General features: G+C 69.3%; 18 protein-coding genes. 11 read left to right on the top strand and 7 right to left on the bottom strand.

All coding sequences use genetic code 11. The annotated features are described in order from the left end of the window. Nucleotides 1-142 precede the first annotated feature (142 nt). Nucleotides 143-664 carry a nicotinamide-nucleotide adenylyltransferase gene (locus DVH23_RS08440; protein ID WP_114576993.1) on the bottom strand — a complete coding sequence of 174 codons (522 nt, stop codon included), beginning with the start codon at nt 662-664 and terminating at the stop codon, nt 143-145. 164 nt (nt 665-828) lie between these two features. Between DVH23_RS08440 and lonB the strand changes: the two genes are divergently transcribed. Genes lonB through DVH23_RS08425 form a run of 3 tightly spaced genes read left to right on the top strand, consistent with a single transcriptional unit; the run spans nt 829 to nt 4,305 of the window. Then, nucleotides 829-3,075 carry an ATP-dependent protease LonB gene (gene lonB / locus DVH23_RS08435; RefSeq protein ID WP_114576992.1) on the top strand — a complete coding sequence of 749 codons (2,247 nt, stop codon included), beginning with the start codon at nt 829-831 and terminating at the stop codon, nt 3,073-3,075. Continuing rightward, nucleotides 3,076-3,939 (top strand): CPBP family intramembrane glutamic endopeptidase, encoded by an 864-nt coding sequence (locus DVH23_RS08430; RefSeq protein WP_114576991.1) that lies wholly within the window; start codon nt 3,076-3,078, stop codon nt 3,937-3,939. It abuts the gene before it with no gap. 24 nt (nt 3,940-3,963) lie between these two features. Next, nucleotides 3,964-4,305: a hypothetical protein gene (locus tag DVH23_RS08425; RefSeq protein WP_114576990.1), complete on the top strand. Its 342-nt coding sequence runs from the start codon at nt 3,964-3,966 to the stop codon at nt 4,303-4,305. Here the strand turns inward: DVH23_RS08425 and DVH23_RS08420 are convergent. Both DVH23_RS08420 and DVH23_RS08415 read right to left on the bottom strand, forming a co-directional pair. Further along, nucleotides 4,293-4,718 (bottom strand): NUDIX domain-containing protein, encoded by a 426-nt coding sequence (locus tag DVH23_RS08420; RefSeq protein WP_114576989.1) that lies wholly within the window; start codon nt 4,716-4,718, stop codon nt 4,293-4,295. The two genes, DVH23_RS08425 and DVH23_RS08420, sit on opposite strands and share 13 nt — an antisense overlap. 79 nt (nt 4,719-4,797) lie before the next feature. Beyond that, nucleotides 4,798-5,253 carry an MGMT family protein gene (locus tag DVH23_RS08415; protein ID WP_114576988.1) on the bottom strand — a complete coding sequence of 152 codons (456 nt, stop codon included), beginning with the start codon at nt 5,251-5,253 and terminating at the stop codon, nt 4,798-4,800. 83 nt (nt 5,254-5,336) lie between these two features. On the opposite strand from DVH23_RS08415, the gene trpC reads away from it, so the two are divergent. The 7 genes from trpC to DVH23_RS08380 all read left to right on the top strand — a co-directional run bounded on the left by trpC (nt 5,337) and on the right by DVH23_RS08380 (nt 11,173). Beyond that, nucleotides 5,337-6,122 (top strand): indole-3-glycerol phosphate synthase, encoded by a 786-nt coding sequence (gene trpC / locus DVH23_RS08410; protein WP_114576987.1) that lies wholly within the window; start codon nt 5,337-5,339, stop codon nt 6,120-6,122. Further along, nucleotides 6,119-7,426: a tryptophan synthase subunit beta gene (trpB, locus tag DVH23_RS08405; protein ID WP_114576986.1), complete on the top strand. Its 1,308-nt coding sequence runs from the start codon at nt 6,119-6,121 to the stop codon at nt 7,424-7,426. The genes trpC and trpB overlap by 4 nt, the downstream gene beginning before the upstream one ends. Further along, nucleotides 7,423-8,244 (top strand): tryptophan synthase subunit alpha, encoded by an 822-nt coding sequence (gene trpA / locus DVH23_RS08400; RefSeq protein ID WP_114576985.1) that lies wholly within the window; start codon nt 7,423-7,425, stop codon nt 8,242-8,244. Before trpB ends, trpA begins: the two co-directional genes overlap by 4 nt. 38 nt (nt 8,245-8,282) lie before the next feature. Next, complete coding sequence (locus DVH23_RS08395; protein WP_380682881.1) at nt 8,283-9,074, top strand: 2-amino-3,7-dideoxy-D-threo-hept-6-ulosonate synthase; 792 nt, start codon at nt 8,283-8,285, stop codon at nt 9,072-9,074. A gap of 9 nt (nt 9,075-9,083) precedes the next feature. Further along, nucleotides 9,084-9,641: a SprT-like domain-containing protein gene (locus DVH23_RS08390; RefSeq protein ID WP_114576983.1), complete on the top strand. Its 558-nt coding sequence runs from the start codon at nt 9,084-9,086 to the stop codon at nt 9,639-9,641. Between the two features lie 109 nt (nt 9,642-9,750). Continuing rightward, the gene (locus DVH23_RS08385) at nt 9,751-9,945 is read left to right on the top strand and encodes a hypothetical protein (RefSeq protein ID WP_114576982.1); all 195 of its coding nucleotides are present in this window, start codon (nt 9,751-9,753) and stop codon (nt 9,943-9,945) included. Between the two features lie 52 nt (nt 9,946-9,997). After that, complete coding sequence (locus tag DVH23_RS08380; RefSeq protein ID WP_114576981.1) at nt 9,998-11,173, top strand: 3-dehydroquinate synthase II; 1,176 nt, start codon at nt 9,998-10,000, stop codon at nt 11,171-11,173. On the opposite strand, the gene DVH23_RS08375 is transcribed toward DVH23_RS08380, so the two are convergent. Genes DVH23_RS08375 through DVH23_RS08365 form a run of 3 tightly spaced genes read right to left on the bottom strand, consistent with a single transcriptional unit; the run spans nt 11,174 to nt 13,332 of the window. Continuing rightward, a complete protein-coding gene (locus DVH23_RS08375) occupies nt 11,174-11,596 on the bottom strand; it encodes a zinc ribbon domain-containing protein (protein ID WP_114576980.1) in 423 nt (140 codons plus the stop codon). It abuts the gene before it with no gap. A gap of 24 nt (nt 11,597-11,620) precedes the next feature. Beyond that, nucleotides 11,621-12,313, bottom strand: coding sequence for a type I 3-dehydroquinate dehydratase (locus DVH23_RS08370; RefSeq protein WP_114576979.1), 693 nt, complete (start codon nt 12,311-12,313; stop codon nt 11,621-11,623). Between the two features lie 41 nt (nt 12,314-12,354). Then, nucleotides 12,355-13,332, bottom strand: a complete 978-nt coding sequence (locus DVH23_RS08365; protein ID WP_114576978.1) for a transcription initiation factor IIB family protein — start codon at nt 13,330-13,332, stop codon at nt 12,355-12,357. Between the two features lie 164 nt (nt 13,333-13,496). On the opposite strand from DVH23_RS08365, the gene DVH23_RS08360 reads away from it, so the two are divergent. Further along, nucleotides 13,497-14,042 (top strand): DUF84 family protein, encoded by a 546-nt coding sequence (locus DVH23_RS08360; RefSeq protein WP_114576977.1) that lies wholly within the window; start codon nt 13,497-13,499, stop codon nt 14,040-14,042. Here the strand turns inward: DVH23_RS08360 and DVH23_RS08355 are convergent. Continuing rightward, nucleotides 14,027-15,847: a flippase-like domain-containing protein gene (locus DVH23_RS08355; RefSeq protein ID WP_114576976.1), complete on the bottom strand. Its 1,821-nt coding sequence runs from the start codon at nt 15,845-15,847 to the stop codon at nt 14,027-14,029. The genes DVH23_RS08360 and DVH23_RS08355 overlap by 16 nt on opposite strands. Between the last annotated feature and the right edge of the window lie 145 nt (nt 15,848-15,992).

The raw sequence follows: 15,992 nt of genomic DNA, 5'->3' as shown, positions 1-15,992 counted from the left end.
GCGGCCGGAACGACCGCGTTTTCTCGACGGGTTCCGTCCTGCTGGTGGGGACCATGGCCGGGCTGCTGGTGGGGTTTCGAGTTCTCGACCGGCCGCCGAGGACGGCTCGCCGGGAGCACCGACGGCCCGAACGCAAAACCGGTTACCCGTCGCCGTTGGCGTCCGTCCGGTTTATCATCTCCATCCGTTCTAACCCGTCGATCTCGGAGACGACGGAGACGACGGCGTCGGGGACCAGCGACTCCCAGTCGTCGTCGGCGACCATCCGTTCTCTGATCTGGGTGCCCTCGAAGGTGTCGCGGTTGAACATCGGCGACTGGCGGACCTCGACGCCGGCTTCTCGAAAGAGCTGGATCACCAGCGGGTTGTTCGAGTAGGCGATCTCGAAGTCGGGACTCATGCTCCGGACGTGGCTCACCCACACCGAGTTCCGCTCTAGGTCCTCGATGGGGACGACGTAGGTGACGAGGTCGACGTCGATGAGCGCCTTCGAGATCATCATCACGCGTTCGCCAGCGGTGAAGGGGTTTCGCCTCGTGTGGGAGTCGCCCGCACTCCCGATGCCGACGACGAGTTCGTCGACGTCCTCCGCGATCCGTTCGACCATGCTCAGGTGGCCGTTGTGGAAGGGCTGGAACCGGCCGATGAGAAACCCCCGCGTCATGACCCGGCTATCGGGGCTCGTACTCTTAAGCATGGCGAGACGTCCGTTCGACCGGAAGTCCCGAAATCAGTCGTTTTGGACCCCGAGGAGGCCGGAGGACCGTTTCGGAAGGGAGAAAGTATATCAGTCACAGTCCCCTCGAAACGGGTACCGAATCACGTTCTATGAGCAACGATACGAACCGCGAGGAGGCCCCCGAGGACGACCCGCCGGAGCCGTCGGCACCCGCCGGCACGGACGACGGGTCGGCCGAGGGTTCCGACGCCGACCGCGAGCGGGCCGACGAGGAGTCCCCCGGTCCGTCCGAGGACGCGCCGGAGCCGGTCGATCCGCTGACGGACGACCCCGTCGACGAGCGCGTCGATCCGGACCCCTCTGCGGAGACGACCGAAGACGGGAGTACCGACGCCGATGAGACCGGCGAGAACGGCGGATTCGACGGCGCCGAGGACGTCGAGACCGTCGAGGACCTGGGAAGCTCGGTCGACGTCGATCCCGGCGTCGAGATCGACGAAGAGGAAGAAGAGGGTCTGCTCGGCGGGCTCAAGATCACCTCGACGGCCGACATCGAGGTCCCCGACCGGCTGGTCGATCAGGTCATCGGCCAGGACGAGGCCCGCGACATCATCATCAAGGCCGCCAAACAGCGCCGCCACGTGATGATGATCGGCTCGCCGGGGACCGGGAAGTCGATGCTGGCGAAGGCGATGAGCCAGCTGCTCCCCCAGGAGGACCTCCAGGACGTCCTGGTCTATCACAACCCGGACGACGGCAACGAGCCGAAAGTTCGGACGGTGCCCGCCGGAAAGGGCGACCAGATCATCGACGCCCACAAGGAGGAAGCCCGGAAGCGAAACCAGATGCGCTCGATCCTGATGTGGATCATCATCGCGATCATCATCGGCTACGCGCTGATCATGCGCAACATCCTCCTGGGGATCCTCGCTGCGGGGATCATCTGGCTCATCTTCCGATACACCTCCCGGGGAACCGACGCGATGGTGCCGAACATGATCGTCGACAACGGCGACAAGCGCCAGGCCCCCTTCGAGGACGCCACCGGCGCCCACGCCGGCGCGCTGCTGGGCGACGTCCGCCACGACCCGTTCCAGTCGGGCGGAATGGAGACCCCGAGCCACGACCGCGTGGAACCCGGCTCGATCCACAAGTCCAACAAGGGCGTGTTGTTCGTCGACGAGATCAACACCTTGGACATCCGGACCCAGCAGAAGCTGATGACCGCGATCCAGGAGGGCGAGTTCTCCATTACGGGCCAGTCCGAACGGTCCTCGGGCGCGATGGTCCAGACAGAGCCCGTCCCCTGTGACTTCATCATGATCGCGGCCGGCAACTTGGACGCGATGGAGAACATGCATCCGGCGCTTCGCAACCGGATCAAGGGCTACGGCTACGAGGTGTACATGGAGGACACCATCGAGGACTCCCCCGAGATGCGCCGGAAGTACGCCCGCTTCGTCGCCCAGGAGGTCGAACGCGACGGCCGGCTCCCCCACTTCACCGACGAGGCCGTCGAGGAGCTGATCCTCGAGGCCAAGCGCCGGTCGGGCCGGAAGAATCACTTAACGCTTCACTTCCGGACGCTGGGCGGACTCGTCCGGGTCGCGGGCGACATCGCCCGCGCCGAGGACGCCGAGCTCACCACCCGCGAGCACGTCCTCCAGGCGAAGAAACGGTCGCGCTCGATCGAACAACAGCTCGCCGACGACTACATCGAGCGCCGGAAGGACTACGAACTGCAGGTCAACGAGGGCGGCGTCGAGGGCCGGGTCAACGGCCTCGCGGTCATGGGCGAGGACAGCGGCATCATGCTCCCCGTCATGGCCGAGATCGTCCCCGCCCAGGGCCAGGGCCAGGTGATCGCGACCGGCCAGCTCAAGGAGATGGCCGAGGAGTCGGTCCAGAACGTCTCGGCGATCATCAAGAAGTTCTCCGACGTCAACCTCTCGGAGAAGGACGTCCACATCCAGTTCGTCCAGGCCGGCCAGCAGGGCGTCGACGGCGATTCGGCCTCCATTACCGTGGCGACCGCCGTCATCAGCGCCTTGGAGGACATCCCGATCGACCAGACCGTCGCCATGACCGGCTCGCTCTCCGTGCGCGGCGACGTGCTTCCTGTCGGCGGGGTGACCCACAAGATCGAGGCGGCCGCGAAGGCCGGCTGCAAGACGGTCATCATCCCGGCGGCCAACGAACAGGACGTGATGATCGAGGACGAGTACGAGGAGATGATCGAGATCGTTCCGTGCTCGAACATCAGCGAGGTCCTCGAGGTCGCCCTGATGGGCGAGCCACAGAAGGACTCGCTGGTCGATCGCCTCAAACAGATCACCGGCTCCGCGCTCGAACACCAGACGGTCGGGGCCGGCGGCTCGAACCCGAGCCCCCAGTAGATGACCCAGTGGGCGACGTTCGTCGGCCTGACGGGCGTCGTCACCGTTCTTCTTCTCGCGCTCTCCCGTGCAACCGAGAGTGCCCTCATCGAGCCCACCGAGCGAGACGCCGGCTCTCGAGCCGATAGGGCCGAGGGAGCCGGCGTGGCTACGCCGCCGCTCGAGCCCGCCGTCGAGGAGCGGGGGGTCGACGACGGGCGGGCGCCGGTCGTGGGCCACGAAGAGGAGCCCAACCCGGGAGACACGCTCGCCGACTCGATGTCCACCGGCACCCTGCTCGCGAACGTCGCGCTCTCACAGGGGCTGTTCGCGGCCCTGCTGGTCGGTGCGGCTCTCTACGCCGCGATCCCGCCCGAGGCCCTGGGACTCGACCTCTCTCGAGCGTACGTCACGGAGGGAGTCCTCTACGGCACCGTCGCGGGGATGGTCCTCTACGCCGCCAACGAGGCCGGCGCGGCCGGCGCGCGGCGGGCGGGAATCGACCACGACGAGGGGCTCCGGGAGTTGCTCGCGCCCGACTCGGCGGGCGGGTGGCTCGTCCTCCTGGTCGGCGTGCTCCCGCTGATCGCGATTTTCGAGGAACTGCTCTTCCGGGCGGCGCTGATCGGGGCCGTCTCGGCGGGCTACGGGCTCTCGCCGTGGCCTCTCGCCATCGGCTCCTCGATCGCCTTCGCGCTGGGCCACGGAATCCAGGGCACCGCGGGGATCGTCGTCACCGGACTGCTGGGCTTTGCCCTCGCGGCGCTTTTCATCGCGACGGGGAGCCTGCTCGCGGTCGTCGTCGCCCACTACCTCGTCAACGCCCTCGAGTTCGTCGTCCACGAGGGGATCGGGCTCGAGCCGGGCGGGGCCGAAACCGCTTAAGCCCGCCCGGCCCCACGTTCGGGTATGTCGGCCTCGCTCGACGGATCTGACCGTGCCCGCCGGTGGCTCCTCGGCGGGGTCGTTGCCTACTTCCTCCTGCTTGGCTACGCTGTCCTCGCGAACGACCCGATCGCACGGCTGGCCGCCTACGCGCTGTTCGGGGTCATCGCGGTCGCGATCGGCGTCGCCTTGCTCGCCCAGGGGCCGACCGACCCGATCGGGGCCGCGGGGGCCTCGTTCGCAAGCGGCGGGGTCGCCCAGTTCGTCTGGATCGCGACGGGTGATCCCGCCTTCGAACTCCTCTCGACGGTCGGCGTCTTCGCGGGAATCGGGCTCTACGTCTACGCGACCCGCTACAGGAGGTGAACGTAGTCGTCGAGTTCGAGCGCGAACTCGCGGCCGGCGGTCGAGGAGAGGTCGAGCCAGGTGAAGTCGTACTCGGTGCCGCGTTCCTCGCCCTCGCCGGTGACGACGTGGGTCCACCGGTCTCTGGGCTCGTGGACGGTCGCGTGAAAGAAGTGGCGGACGTAGCGTTTCGGCGGCGAGTTCCGGCGGGTCCAGACGTCGCTCGCGAGGTGGCGGGTCTTCCCGAGCGCCGAGAGCCCGCTCTCCTCTAGGACCTCCCGGAACAGCGCGCTCCGGGGATCCTCGCCGGCCTCGATCGTTCCCTTGGGGATCTGGAGTCCGTCGTGTTCCGGGCCACGGAACACGAGGAGCTCTCCCTCCCCGCGGGTCACGTAGGCACAGGCCTTCTGGACGTGCGTGATCTGGGCGGCCATTCTCCCGCATATAACCACGGGGGTAGATAAAAAGCTTTCAGGGAAGGAATACCGCCCGTCCTTAAAGAATGAATATCAATCAGATCCCCTCTAGGGACCGCAGGCGGGCCTCGACGGCGGCCGGCGCCGCGCTCGGCCCGTCTGGGACCCGATGGTCGGGGATCAGGATCGGAAGCGGGTTCTCCCGCAGGGCCGCCCGAACCGTCTCGCCGTCCTCGTCGTCGAGATCCGGGACCGACCGCGCGATCGAGGCGACGTCGCGCTCGCGGCCGTAGGGGATCGTCCGGACCTCCTCCAACACCCCCCGATGGGGCGTCGGGACCGTGAGCGCGACGGTGACGTCCCCGAAGTCGTCCTCCTCGCCATCGAGGGCGGCGAGGAGTCGCTCGAGAACCGGATGATCCCCGGCGGCGTCGGCAGGGACCTCCTCGGGGAACGAGATCGAGATCACCCGGCCGCTCGCGGCGCCCAGTTGGACGACTCGGTCGATGGCGGGCGACTCGCGCGCGTAGATTCCGGTGATCGCCTCGTCCATACCCGACGGTCGGCCCGGACCGACTTCAAAACGCCGCCGATGGCGCAAGGCTTTTGTACATATGAGTACGTCGATGTACAACAATGGAGCAAGAAACGGAGCTCGCACCCCCGGTGCGCTCGATCCTCGAGACCGCCCGGGACAGGCCGGGCGGCGACCGCGTGGCCGTCGCGGAGCGGCGGTCGCTGCCGGCGGCACTCGCGGAGGCCGCCGCCGAGGGTCGCGTCCCGGTGATCGCGGAAGTGAAGCCGACCAGCCCGACGACCGACGGGGAGCGCCGGGAGGACCCCGTCGAACTCGCCGAGGCGATGGTCGAGGGCGGCGCGGCGGCGCTGTCGGTGCTGACCGAACCCACACACTTCGGGGGGTCGCCCGACGCGCTCGAGCGAGTCCGGGCGGCCGTTTCCGTCCCCGTGCTCCGGAAGGACTTCCTTCTCGAGGAATCGCACCTCGACGTCGTCGAGGCCGACCTCGTCCTCCTGATCGCGCGCTTTCTCGAGGACGTCGAGGGAATGGTCGAAGCCGCCCGCGACCGGGGGTTCGAGCCGCTGGTCGAGGTCCACAGCGAGGACGAACTCGAGACGGCTATCGGTGCGGGGGCCGAACTCGTCGGCGTGAACAACCGCGACCTGGCGGGACTCGACGTGGACCTGGAGACGTTCGAGACCGTGGCGCCCCACGCGCCCGAGGACGTCACCCTGATCGCCGAGAGCGGGATCTCCTCTCGCGCCGACGTCGCCCGGATGCGCGCGGCCGGCGCCGACGGCCTCCTGATCGGGAGCGCGATCATGGCCGGCGACGTCGAGGACCGCACCCGGGAGCTGACGACGCCGACTGCCAGCGAGACCGGGACCGGAGGGACCGCATGAGCGAGGCGACCTTCGGCGAGTACGGCGGCCAGTACGTCCCCGAGGCGCTGATGCCCGCGCTCGCCGAACTCGAGGATGCCTACGAGCGGTACGTCCGCAACAACGAGGAGGGGTTCATGCACGAGTTCCGCGAGCGGATGGCCGACTTCGGCGGCCGACCGACCCCCCTCCAGCGCGCGGACAGACTGAGCGAGCGCTACGACAGGGAGATCTACCTCAAACGCGAGGACCTGCTCCACGGGGGCGCCCACAAGCTGAACAACGCGCTCGGGCAGGTCCTCCTCGCGAAGTACATGGGAAAGGAGCGGATCATCGCCGAGACCGGTGCCGGCCAGCACGGCACCGCGACGGCGATGGCGGCTGCCCACCTCGACATGCCCTGTGAGATCTACATGGGCCGGACCGACGTCAACCGCCAGCGGCCCAACGTCTACCGGATGCGGATGAACGGCGCCGAGGTGACCCCCGTCGAGGCCGGTCGGGGTACCCTGAAAGAGGCGATCAACGCCACGATGCGCGACTGGGCGACGACCGTCGAGAACACCCACTACGTGATCGGGAGCGTCGTGGGACCCCACCCGTTTCCGACGATGGTCCGGGACTTTCAGTCGGTGATCGGCCGGGAGGCCAGAGACCAGATCCGGGAGAAGGCGGGCCGGCTGCCCGATAGCGTGCTCGCGTGTGCGGGCGGCGGCTCGAACACGATGGGGTCGTTCCACGCGTTCGTCCCCGACAGCGTCGAGCAACGCTCCGCGAAGGATTCGAGCGGGCAACGCCCGCGAGACGGAGTCTCCCTCTACGCGGTCGAGGCCGGCGGCTCGAGCCTCGAGATCGACGAGGAGGAGGGGCTGGCCCCGAACTCCGCGACCCTTTCGACCGGGACCGACGGCGTCCTCCACGGCGCGATGACGAAACTCCTCCAGAGTACCGACGGCCAGATCATGGAGTCCCACAGCGTCAGCGCCGGCCTCGACTACGCCGGCGTCGGTCCCGAGCTCTCCCACCTCGTCGCTGAGGGCCGGGTGACGCCCGCGAGCGTCGGCGACGACGCCGCCCTCGAGGCGTTCCATCGGCTCTCGAGACTCGAAGGGATCATCCCCGCCCTCGAGTCGGCCCACGCGCTTGGCTACCTGGAGCGAGTCGCGGGACCCGACGCGGGGGAGTACGACGTCGAGGCGGATCTCGGGGATCTCGTCGTCGTCACCGTCTCGGGACGGGGCGACAAGGACCTGGAGACCGTCCTCGAGGAGACCGAGAAACGCGACATCGAGGCCGCGCCCGACGTGGAGGTGTTCGGCCAATGAACGCCGGCACGGACTCAGAGATCGAACGGACGATCCGGGAGAACCACCCGGCGCTGATCGCCTACATCACTGCGGGCGATCCCTCGCTGGAGGAAACCCGCGAATACGTCGAGGCCCTAGATCGGGGCGGGGCGGACCTGATCGAACTCGGACTGCCGTTCTCGGAGCCAATCGCGGAGGGGCCGACGATCCAGGCCGCGATCAACCGCTCGCTGGAGGCCGGAACCACTCCTGGAGCGTTCTTCGATCTCGTGGCAGGTCTCGAGACGGAGGCACCGCTGCTGGTGATGACGTACTACAACATGATCCTCCAACACGGCCCCGATGCGGATCCGGAGCCGTTCGTTTCCCGTGCGGCGGAGGCCGGCCTCGCGGGAATCATCGTCCCCGACCTGCCCGCAGAGGAGAGCGGGCCCCTTCGAAAAGCGTGCGAGGCCCACGGGCTCGACCTGGTCTTCATCGTCGCGCCGACGACCGACGACGAGCGCCTCGACTCGATCATGGAGCGGACGGCGGGCTTCGCCTACGTCCAGGCCCGGCTTGGGACGACCGGCGCGCGTGCGGACGTCTCGGGGGCGACCCACGACAGTCTCGCGCGCCTTGACGAGTACCCGATCCCGAAGGCGGTCGGCTTCGGCGTCAGCGAGGGCGACCACGCCGCCGAGATCGTTTCGGCGGGTGCCGACGGCGTCATCGTCGGCAGCGCGCTCGTGGATCTGATCGCCGAGAGCGAAGATCCCGCGGCGGCCCTCGAGTCGAAGGCACGAGAGTTGAAGGCGGGCGCCGAACGCGGCGTGCCCGAACCAGAACAGCCATAACCGAACGTTTGCTACACACTCACAACATGACTTCCGGTATGACGGGAACCGAGGCGCGTCTCGAGCGGATCGGGACGGACGGACGCTACGTCGTCGTTCCGATGGACCACGGGATCACACTCGGTGCGGTCGAGGGCCTGGTGGACATCGAGGGGACGATCGACGCGGTCACGCGGGGGGGCGCCGACGCCGTCCTCACCCAGAAGGGGATCGCCCCGCGGGTCCACCCCAACAAGAACGGAAAAGGGTACGTCGTCCACCTGAACGCCTCGACGACGATCGGTCCCGACGAGAACGACAAGCGGCTCACGGGAACCGTCGAGGAGGCCATCCGGGCGGGGGCCGACGCCGTCTCCTTTCACATCAACGTCGGCTCGGACCACGAACCCGACCAGCTCTCCCAGCTCGCCGACCTCACTGGCGAGGCGGCCCGCTTCGGCATCCCCGTGCTCGCGATGGCCTACGCCCGGGGCCCCGGCGTCGAGGGCGACGACCCCGAGGCACTGGCCCACGCCGTCCGCCTCGCCGAGGAACTCGGCGCCGACCTCGTCAAGACGGGTTACAGCGGTGACGGCGACAGCTTCGAGCGCGTCGTCGAGGCGACCGCCAAGCCGGTCGTGATCGCCGGCGGCTCGCGGGGCACGGACCGGGAGACGGTGGAGATGGTCCGGGGAGCGATGGACGCCGGCGCCGCGGGCGTCTCGATGGGCCGGTCGGTCTTCCAGCACGAGGAGCCCGAATCGATCGCCCGCGCGGTCGCCGGCGTCGTCCACGACGACCGGACCGCCGAGGAGGCCCTGCAGAGCGCGGGACTCGCCCTCGAAGCCTGACCCGGCTCCGTGAGCGACGCCACTCCGACCGTCGAGGAGGCGATCGTCGCCCAGGCGCGGGTCCACGCCCGCGAGGTCGCAGACGAGATCGGGGTCGATCTCGCGAGCGTCGACTGGGCGGTGTCGGCGCGGGCGAAGCGGCGTGCGGGGGTCTGTCGGTACGACCACGAACGGGAGGTTGCGACCGTCGTCCTCTCGCGGCGGGCCTATCGCTCGTACGACTCCGGCGAGTTCGAGGCGATCGTCCGCCACGAACTCGTCCACGCCTGGGAGTTCCAGACCCACGGCGAGTCGGGCCACGGCCCTCGGTTCCGAGAACGGGCGGCGGCCGTCGATGCGCCCCGCCACTGCGAGCCGTTTTCGGAGCCCAGATACCGCCTCGTCTGTTCCGACTGTGGTTGGGAGGGAAAGCGCCACCGGGCGTCGAACCCCGTGAAGGCGCCCGACCAGTATCGATGCGGGGACTGCGGGGGTGGCTATCGGGTCGAACACGTCGAGAGTGGCCGGACGTGGACGACCGCGGGCGGCTACGGCGCCGCGAGGGCCGCCCTCGGCGACGACTGGTAGGCAAACCCTACCTCTGTCTCCGTTCCCCGGGCCGTATCCGCCAATAGATGCACGATCGGAAAGCTATATACGTATACACGAGCCATTCATCCACCGAGAGGAAATACAGATGTCCGAACGCACGGATTACAGTAGTTCCGAACCGGCCGACCCCGGAACCGCCCAGCTCGAGCACGCGATCGTCGTCGAGGACGATCGGTCCGAGTGTACGATCTTCCCGCGGGCGTGTCCCGAGGAGGCGATCCTCACCCGCTGGATCACCGCCGACGAGACCTCCCACGTCCCGCTGACGAACTGCCGGTAGCGAACGCTGCGGGTTTCGCCACGTTCAAGCCCGTTCCGACGGACCCTCGACCATGACCGGAGACGTCTGGATCAAGGCCGACGACACCGTCGGCGACTGGGAGGAGCGTCGCGCACGGATCACGGCCGCCCTCGAGGCCGGCGCCGACTGGGTGCTGGTCGAGAGCGAAGACGTCGAACGGGTCCGCGAACTCGGCGAGATATCCATCGCCGCCTTTCGGACCGACGGCGACGTCTCGCTGATCGACGACGCAGAGAGCGACGACCCCGTCCACCCCGACGCCTACGTCGTCGGCAAGAACGGGGAGGGCGACGGGACGATCGATCTCCCCGCGGACTTCTCGGGATCGGCCGATCTCTCGACGCTCCGCCGGGACGACGGGCTCACGACCGGCGCCTACGTCCGTATTCTGGGGTCGGAGTACGAGTCCTTCGCCGAGGCCGCCGCCGACGCGGCCGACCACACCATCGTCGTCGGCGAGGACTGGACGATCATCCCCCTCGAGAACCTGATCGCCCGGATCGGCGAGGAGACCGACCTGATCGCGGGCGTCACGAGTGCCGAGGAGGCCCGCACGGCCTTCGAGACCCTGGAGATCGGCGCCGACAGCGTCCTCCTCGACAGCTCGGACCCCGACGAGATCCGCCGGACCGTCGAGGTCCGCGATGACGCCGGCCGCGAATCCCTCGACCTCACGTGGGGGGAGGTCATCGAGATCGAGCAGATCGGCAGCGCCGACCGGGTCTGTGTCGACACCGGCTCCCTGCTCGAGGACGACGAGGGAATGCTCGTCGGCTCGATGTCGCGGGGCCTGGTCTTCGTCCACGCCGAGACCGCTCAGTCGCCCTACGTCGCCTCCCGGCCGTTCCGGGTCAACGCGGGCGCGGTCCACGCCTACGTCCGCACGCCCGACGGCGGCACGAAGTACCTCTCGGAACTGGGAAGCGGCGACGAGGTCTGTGTCGTAGACACGGAGGGCAACACCCGCGAGGCGGTCGTCGGCCGGGTCAAGATCGAGCAGCGGCCGATGTTCCGGGTCGCCATCGAGGCCGACGACGGTGACCGGATCGAGACCCTCCTCCAGAACGCCGAGACGATCAAGGTCGCCACCCGCGAGGGCCGGAAAGCCGTCACTGACCTCGCCGCTGGCGACGAACTCCGCTTCTACCACGAGGAGACCGCCCGCCATTTCGGCGAGGAGGTCGAGGAGAGCATCATCGAGAAATAGTTAGTCGGTGTTGGCGGGTTCTGGCTCCTCCCACTCGATGCGGGTCGTACACCAGTGACAGAACTCGAGGTCGGTGTCGAGTTCGCGCCCACAGCTCGGACAGGCCGGCCCGTCGGTGGTGGCCGACCGCGAGCCCGGCGGGAACCCCAGCGCGCGGAAGCCGGCGTCCGCGGCCGCGAAGACGAGCATGAACCCGAGGACGAACTGCGTCGTCCGGGGCTCGGCCAGCAGGATCGCCTCGACCTCCGAGATCGAGCCGGCCGCGGCTAGCGGATCGACGGGGAGCAAGAGCGCGACCGCGGTCGTAAACAGGCCGGCGAAAAGCAGGGCGCGGATCCAGTCCCGAAGCAGGACGTGGCCGGCGCCGGGGAACAGAAGGGAGAGCCCGGCGGCGACGATCGCGCGGATCCAGATCGTGACCATGATCTCGTTCCTCACCGATCCGGGTTAATTCTCCCGTTTTCTCTCTCCCAGAGCGCCGACGAGTTCCCGCAGCGTCGCCAGGTCGTACTGGCCCGGCGCGGTCGCCCGGGCCGGATCGACGGGCGCGTAGCCGATCCGCGAGCCGTAGACGGGCGCCACCGCCCGGGTGTGTCTGCCGACCTCGCCCATCGCCATCGTCGCGACCCGGTCGCCCTGGCGACTCAGCTGCTCGGTCGCCGACAGCAGTGTGAGTGTGTCGGCTCGTGACTCCGCCGTGACCGCCAGCTTCGCGACGTCGCCGTGTTTGCCCGCCTCGGTCAGCGTTCGGACGAGCTCCGGGCGCGAGGGCGTCCCCTCAAAGTCGTGGGCGGAGACGATCGCTCGAACGTCGTTCGCGCTGGCGGCCTCGAGAACGCCGTCGGCTTCTCCCTCGAGAACGGAGGCGAGTTCGACGTCGATCGCCTCGACGGCCTCGGTTCGAGCCGCCTCCGCGAGGTCCTCCAGACGGTTCTCGTCGTCGGCCTCGCCGCCCTCCCACGCCGCGCGGTTGGTCGCGATGAGGGGGAGGTCGCCGTCGTAGGCCGAGAGCGCGTCGAGGGAGTCCTCGGCGAGGTCCATCCGGAACTCGAGGCAGTCGGCGTCGGCGCGCGCGGCGGGCTCCTCGCTCAGATCGGCGGTCGCGGCCGCGAGAACGAACTCGTCGAACGTGGGGTCCATGCGTCGGCCACGCAGCCGTCGGGCAAAAAGGTCGTGTCCGCTCAGGCGACGCCGATCGACTCCTCGGCCTCCAGCAGTTCGTGATACCGGTTCCGGATCGTCACCTCGGAGATGTCGGCGACCTCGCTGACGGCGGCCTGGGTCGTCTTCTCGTTCGTGAGGAGGGCCGCGGCGTACACCGCGGCGGCCGCCAGCCCGACGGGCGACTTTCCGGAGTGGACGCCCTGTTCTTTCGCGTTCTGGAGCAGGGAGCGCGCGCGGTGCTCGGCCTCGTCCGAGAGGTCGAGTCCCGACGCGAAGCGGGGGACGTAGCTCTCGGGGTCTGCGGGCTGGACCTCGAGGCCGAGTTCCCGGACGACGTAGCGGTAGGTGCGGGCGATCTCGTTTTTCTCGACCCGCGAGACGTCGGCGATCTCGTCCAAGCTCCGGGGAACGCCGGCCTGGCGGGCGGCGGCGTAGACGCAGGCGGTGGAGACGCCCTCGATCGAGCGCCCGGGGAGGAGGTCCTCGTCCAGCGCGCGCCGGTAGACGACGCTCGCGGTCTCGCGGACGTTCGTCGGGAGGCCGACGGCGCTCGCCATCCGGTCGATCTCACCCAGCGCCTGTTTCAGGTTTCGCTCCTTGCTGTCGCGGGTTCGGAAGCGTTCGTTCCACTTCCGGAGGCGCTGCATCTTCTCGCGCTGGCGGCTCCCCAGAGAGTTGCCGTAGGCGTCCTTGTTGCGCCAGTCGATGTTCGTCGACAGCCCCTTGTCGTGCATCGTGTTCGTCGTCGGGGCGCCGACTCGAGATTTCTCGTTTTTCTCGCTGGCGTCGAACGCGCGCCACTCGGGGCCGCGATCGACGGAGTTCTCGTCGACGACGAGCCCGCAGTCGGCACAGACGGTCTCGCCGTGTTCGTCGTCGGTGACGAGCTGGCCGGAACACTCCGGACACCGGAGGTCGTTGTCCTCGGTTTCGGTCTCCGTCTCCTCCTCTCGTTCGGTACGCCGTACTCGGGTGGTCGATGATGCGTTAGTCATGACGAAGGGGCCGGCCGAACGCCACAGAAGTCCGGACGGGTTCAGTGTCTACCCGGTTCAGAGAGGCCACATATAGCCCTTTCGGATCACTTCACCTCGGAGGGGCGAGACAGCGGTAGCAACCGATAATTCCAACCAGTAGCGTTCCATTGATATACGACACCATGGACGCGCCCCGCGTCGCCGTCGGCAGCACCAACCCCGTCAAGGAGGCGGCCGTCCACACCGGTCTCTCGAGGCTCGAGCCCTTGACCTCGACCCACGACGTCGAGTCGGGAGTGAGCGAACAGCCCCGCTCGGTCGCGGCGACCGTCGCGGGCGCCGAAACCCGCGCCGAACGGGCGCTCGCCGCCGCACGGGCCGAGGGGATCGACGCCGACTACGGTGCCGGGCTCGAGGGCGGCGTGGCCCGCCTCGAGGGGACACCCGGCCTCCACCTGATCATGTGGGCGGCGATAGTCGACGGCGAGCGGACGAGCCGGGCGAGCGGCCCGAGCCTCCGGCTCCCCGATCCCGTCGCCGACCGTCTCGAGGCCGGCGAGGAACTCGGGCCCGTGATGGACGACCGATTGGGCCGGGAGGGCGTCGCCGAGAGCGAGGGCGCCGTCGGCGTTCTCACCGGGGGCCTCCTGACTCGGGAGGCGGCCCTCGCCGCCGCGGTGTCCTGTGCGTTCGCGCCGTTTTCCGACGGGGGTCAGTCCGAGCCGTAGCCGTCCCCGGGCGCGACGTCCCCGCTCTCCTCGACGGCGGCCGAAAGCGAGACGTCGAGAGCGACCGTCGCGCCCAGCCCGCCGACGACGGTCACCAGGTTCTTGATGGCGTGATCGACGACCGCGGCCGCGAGCGCGAGCGCGGGCGAGACCGGCGCGAGCGCGACGACCAGTACGGTGAAGGCGCCCTCGTAGAGCCCGATCCCACCCGGCGTCAGCGGCAACACCTTGGCGAGGTTGCCGACGCTGACGGCCAGCACGCAGACCGAGAGCACGGCCGGGAGCGGGAGTCCGGCCCCGAGCGCCTGGAGGACGGCCGCGGCGACGACGGCATCGACGATCCAGATGACGAGGCTCGAGGCGCCGACGACGGCGAACGCCCGCCGGTCGGTCGCCACCGTCTGGACGTCGCCGGCGAAGCCCGCCAGGAGGTCACCGATCCGGGCCGCGTAGGCGTCGTCACCCAGCCGGGCGACTCCCTCGCGAAGGATCGACCGCTCCGAGCGGGCCGTGGCGACGATCCCGACCAGTGCGGCGAGGGTGGCCGCGGCGACGACGGCCGCGACGGCGACCGCGACCCGGCCGCTGCGGGCGAGGCCGTCGCCCACGCCGGCGCCGTCGACTGCCGCCCGGAGCCCCTCCGTCGCGCCCGTCAGGAAAAAGCCCGCGAGGACGACGGCGGCGAGTGCCAGGACGGTCAGGAGGTCGAACACCCGCTCGACCGCCAGCGAGGCGAAGCCCGTCGGATACGGAACCGCCCGCCTGGCCTTCAGGACGTACGCCCGGACCGCGTCACCCGCCCGCGCCGGAGCGACGAGGTTCCCGGTCTGGCTCACGAAGATCGCGGCCATGAGGAATCCGACCCCCTCGCGGTGTCCGAGGCGCGCGAGGATATCGCGGTAGCGAACCCCCCGGACCGGCCACGAGCAGGCATAGAGGACCGTCGCGGCTCCGAGAACGGCCGGGTCGGCGCCGGCCATCGTCTCGATGACCGCGAGGTCGAAGGAAGCCGCCAGGACGGCGACCGCGAGGACGACCAACAGCGAGCCCGCGAGCAGGCGGCTCCGTCGGCCGATGCGAGGTTCGACCGCCCGCTGCCACCAGGTCCGGGCCAGTTGCCCCCCCATCCCGAAGCCGTCCCGGAGGAGGTCGACGTCGGTGTCTCCCCTGGGGGTCCACTCGACGGGAAACTCCCGGACGCGGTAGCCCGCGCCCTGGGCGGCCACCAGCACCTCGGTGTCCCAGAACCAGTGGCCGTCCTCGACCGCCGGAAGCACGTCCTCCAGGACCGCGCGGTCGAACGCCTTGAACCCACACTGGTGGTCCCGCAGCTCCGACCCGAGCGCGAGCCGGACCAGCCCGTTGTAGACGGCACTCGGCAGGCGCCGCTTCGCGGGCCGGTCGGCCCGCCGCCCCGAGAGCCGGCGCGAGCCCGTCGCGACGTCTACCTCACCCGACCGGACCGACTCGACGAGCTCCTCCAGATGCGAGAGGTCGGTCGCGAGATCGCAATCGAAGTAGACCAGCGTCTCCCCGTCGGCCGCCCGGAACGCACGTTCCAGGGCCCGCCCGCGGCCCAGGCGCTCCCCGCTGTGGACGTGACGGACCCGGTCGTCGCCGGCGGCGAGTTCGCGGGCGATCTCGGGGGTCCGGTCCGTACAGCCGTCCTCGGCGACGATCACCTCGAAGCTCCCCGCCGGCAGGAAGGAAGCGAGGGCCTCGAGAGTGGCACCGACGGTCTCTTGGAGTCGCCCTGCCTCGTCGTGGGCGGGGAGGACGACGCTCACGGAGGCCGGGCGGCTCATCGGTTCCACTGGGTGACCGACGGCCAAGAACGTTCTGCCGGAAACCGCACTGTCAGGAGATCCTGAACGTTGAGAGCCGACGTCGGTTCGCGAACGCGGCGGTTAACTGCCCGTACCAACACCCCCCTGGGGCGCCACCCCACGT

The organism is Saliphagus sp. LR7, from assembly GCF_003344565.1.
Classification (GTDB): Archaea; Halobacteriota; Halobacteria; order Halobacteriales; family Natrialbaceae; genus Saliphagus; species Saliphagus infecundisoli.
Note: the sequence above shows the minus strand (reverse complement) of the source record. Positions and strands in the feature narration are given on the sequence as shown.

What these genes read in the sequence shown, in the direction of transcription:
- DVH23_RS08415 (WP_114576988.1), bottom strand. Translation starts at nt 5,253, where the DNA reads ATGGACGAGGCGATCACCGGAATCTACGCGCGCGAGTCGCCCGCCATC.
- DVH23_RS08360 (WP_114576977.1), top strand. Translation starts at nt 13,497, where the DNA reads ATGGACGCGCCCCGCGTCGCCGTCGGCAGCACCAACCCCGTCAAGGAG.
- DVH23_RS08365 (WP_114576978.1), bottom strand. Translation starts at nt 13,332, where the DNA reads ATGACTAACGCATCATCGACCACCCGAGTACGGCGTACCGAACGAGAG.
- DVH23_RS08375 (WP_114576980.1), bottom strand. Translation starts at nt 11,596, where the DNA reads ATGGTCACGATCTGGATCCGCGCGATCGTCGCCGCCGGGCTCTCCCTT.
- lonB (WP_114576992.1), top strand. Translation starts at nt 829, where the DNA reads ATGAGCAACGATACGAACCGCGAGGAGGCCCCCGAGGACGACCCGCCG.
- DVH23_RS08355 (WP_114576976.1), bottom strand. Translation starts at nt 15,847, where the DNA reads ATGAGCCGCCCGGCCTCCGTGAGCGTCGTCCTCCCCGCCCACGACGAG.
- trpC (WP_114576987.1), top strand. Translation starts at nt 5,337, where the DNA reads ATGGAGCAAGAAACGGAGCTCGCACCCCCGGTGCGCTCGATCCTCGAG.
- DVH23_RS08395 (WP_380682881.1), top strand. Translation starts at nt 8,283, where the DNA reads ATGACGGGAACCGAGGCGCGTCTCGAGCGGATCGGGACGGACGGACGC.
- DVH23_RS08425 (WP_114576990.1), top strand. Translation starts at nt 3,964, where the DNA reads ATGTCGGCCTCGCTCGACGGATCTGACCGTGCCCGCCGGTGGCTCCTC.
- DVH23_RS08385 (WP_114576982.1), top strand. Translation starts at nt 9,751, where the DNA reads ATGTCCGAACGCACGGATTACAGTAGTTCCGAACCGGCCGACCCCGGA.
- DVH23_RS08380 (WP_114576981.1), top strand. Translation starts at nt 9,998, where the DNA reads ATGACCGGAGACGTCTGGATCAAGGCCGACGACACCGTCGGCGACTGG.
- DVH23_RS08420 (WP_114576989.1), bottom strand. Translation starts at nt 4,718, where the DNA reads ATGGCCGCCCAGATCACGCACGTCCAGAAGGCCTGTGCCTACGTGACC.
- DVH23_RS08430 (WP_114576991.1), top strand. Translation starts at nt 3,076, where the DNA reads ATGACCCAGTGGGCGACGTTCGTCGGCCTGACGGGCGTCGTCACCGTT.
- trpB (WP_114576986.1), top strand. Translation starts at nt 6,119, where the DNA reads ATGAGCGAGGCGACCTTCGGCGAGTACGGCGGCCAGTACGTCCCCGAG.
- DVH23_RS08370 (WP_114576979.1), bottom strand. Translation starts at nt 12,313, where the DNA reads ATGGACCCCACGTTCGACGAGTTCGTTCTCGCGGCCGCGACCGCCGAT.
- DVH23_RS08440 (WP_114576993.1), bottom strand. Translation starts at nt 664, where the DNA reads ATGACGCGGGGGTTTCTCATCGGCCGGTTCCAGCCCTTCCACAACGGC.
- trpA (WP_114576985.1), top strand. Translation starts at nt 7,423, where the DNA reads ATGAACGCCGGCACGGACTCAGAGATCGAACGGACGATCCGGGAGAAC.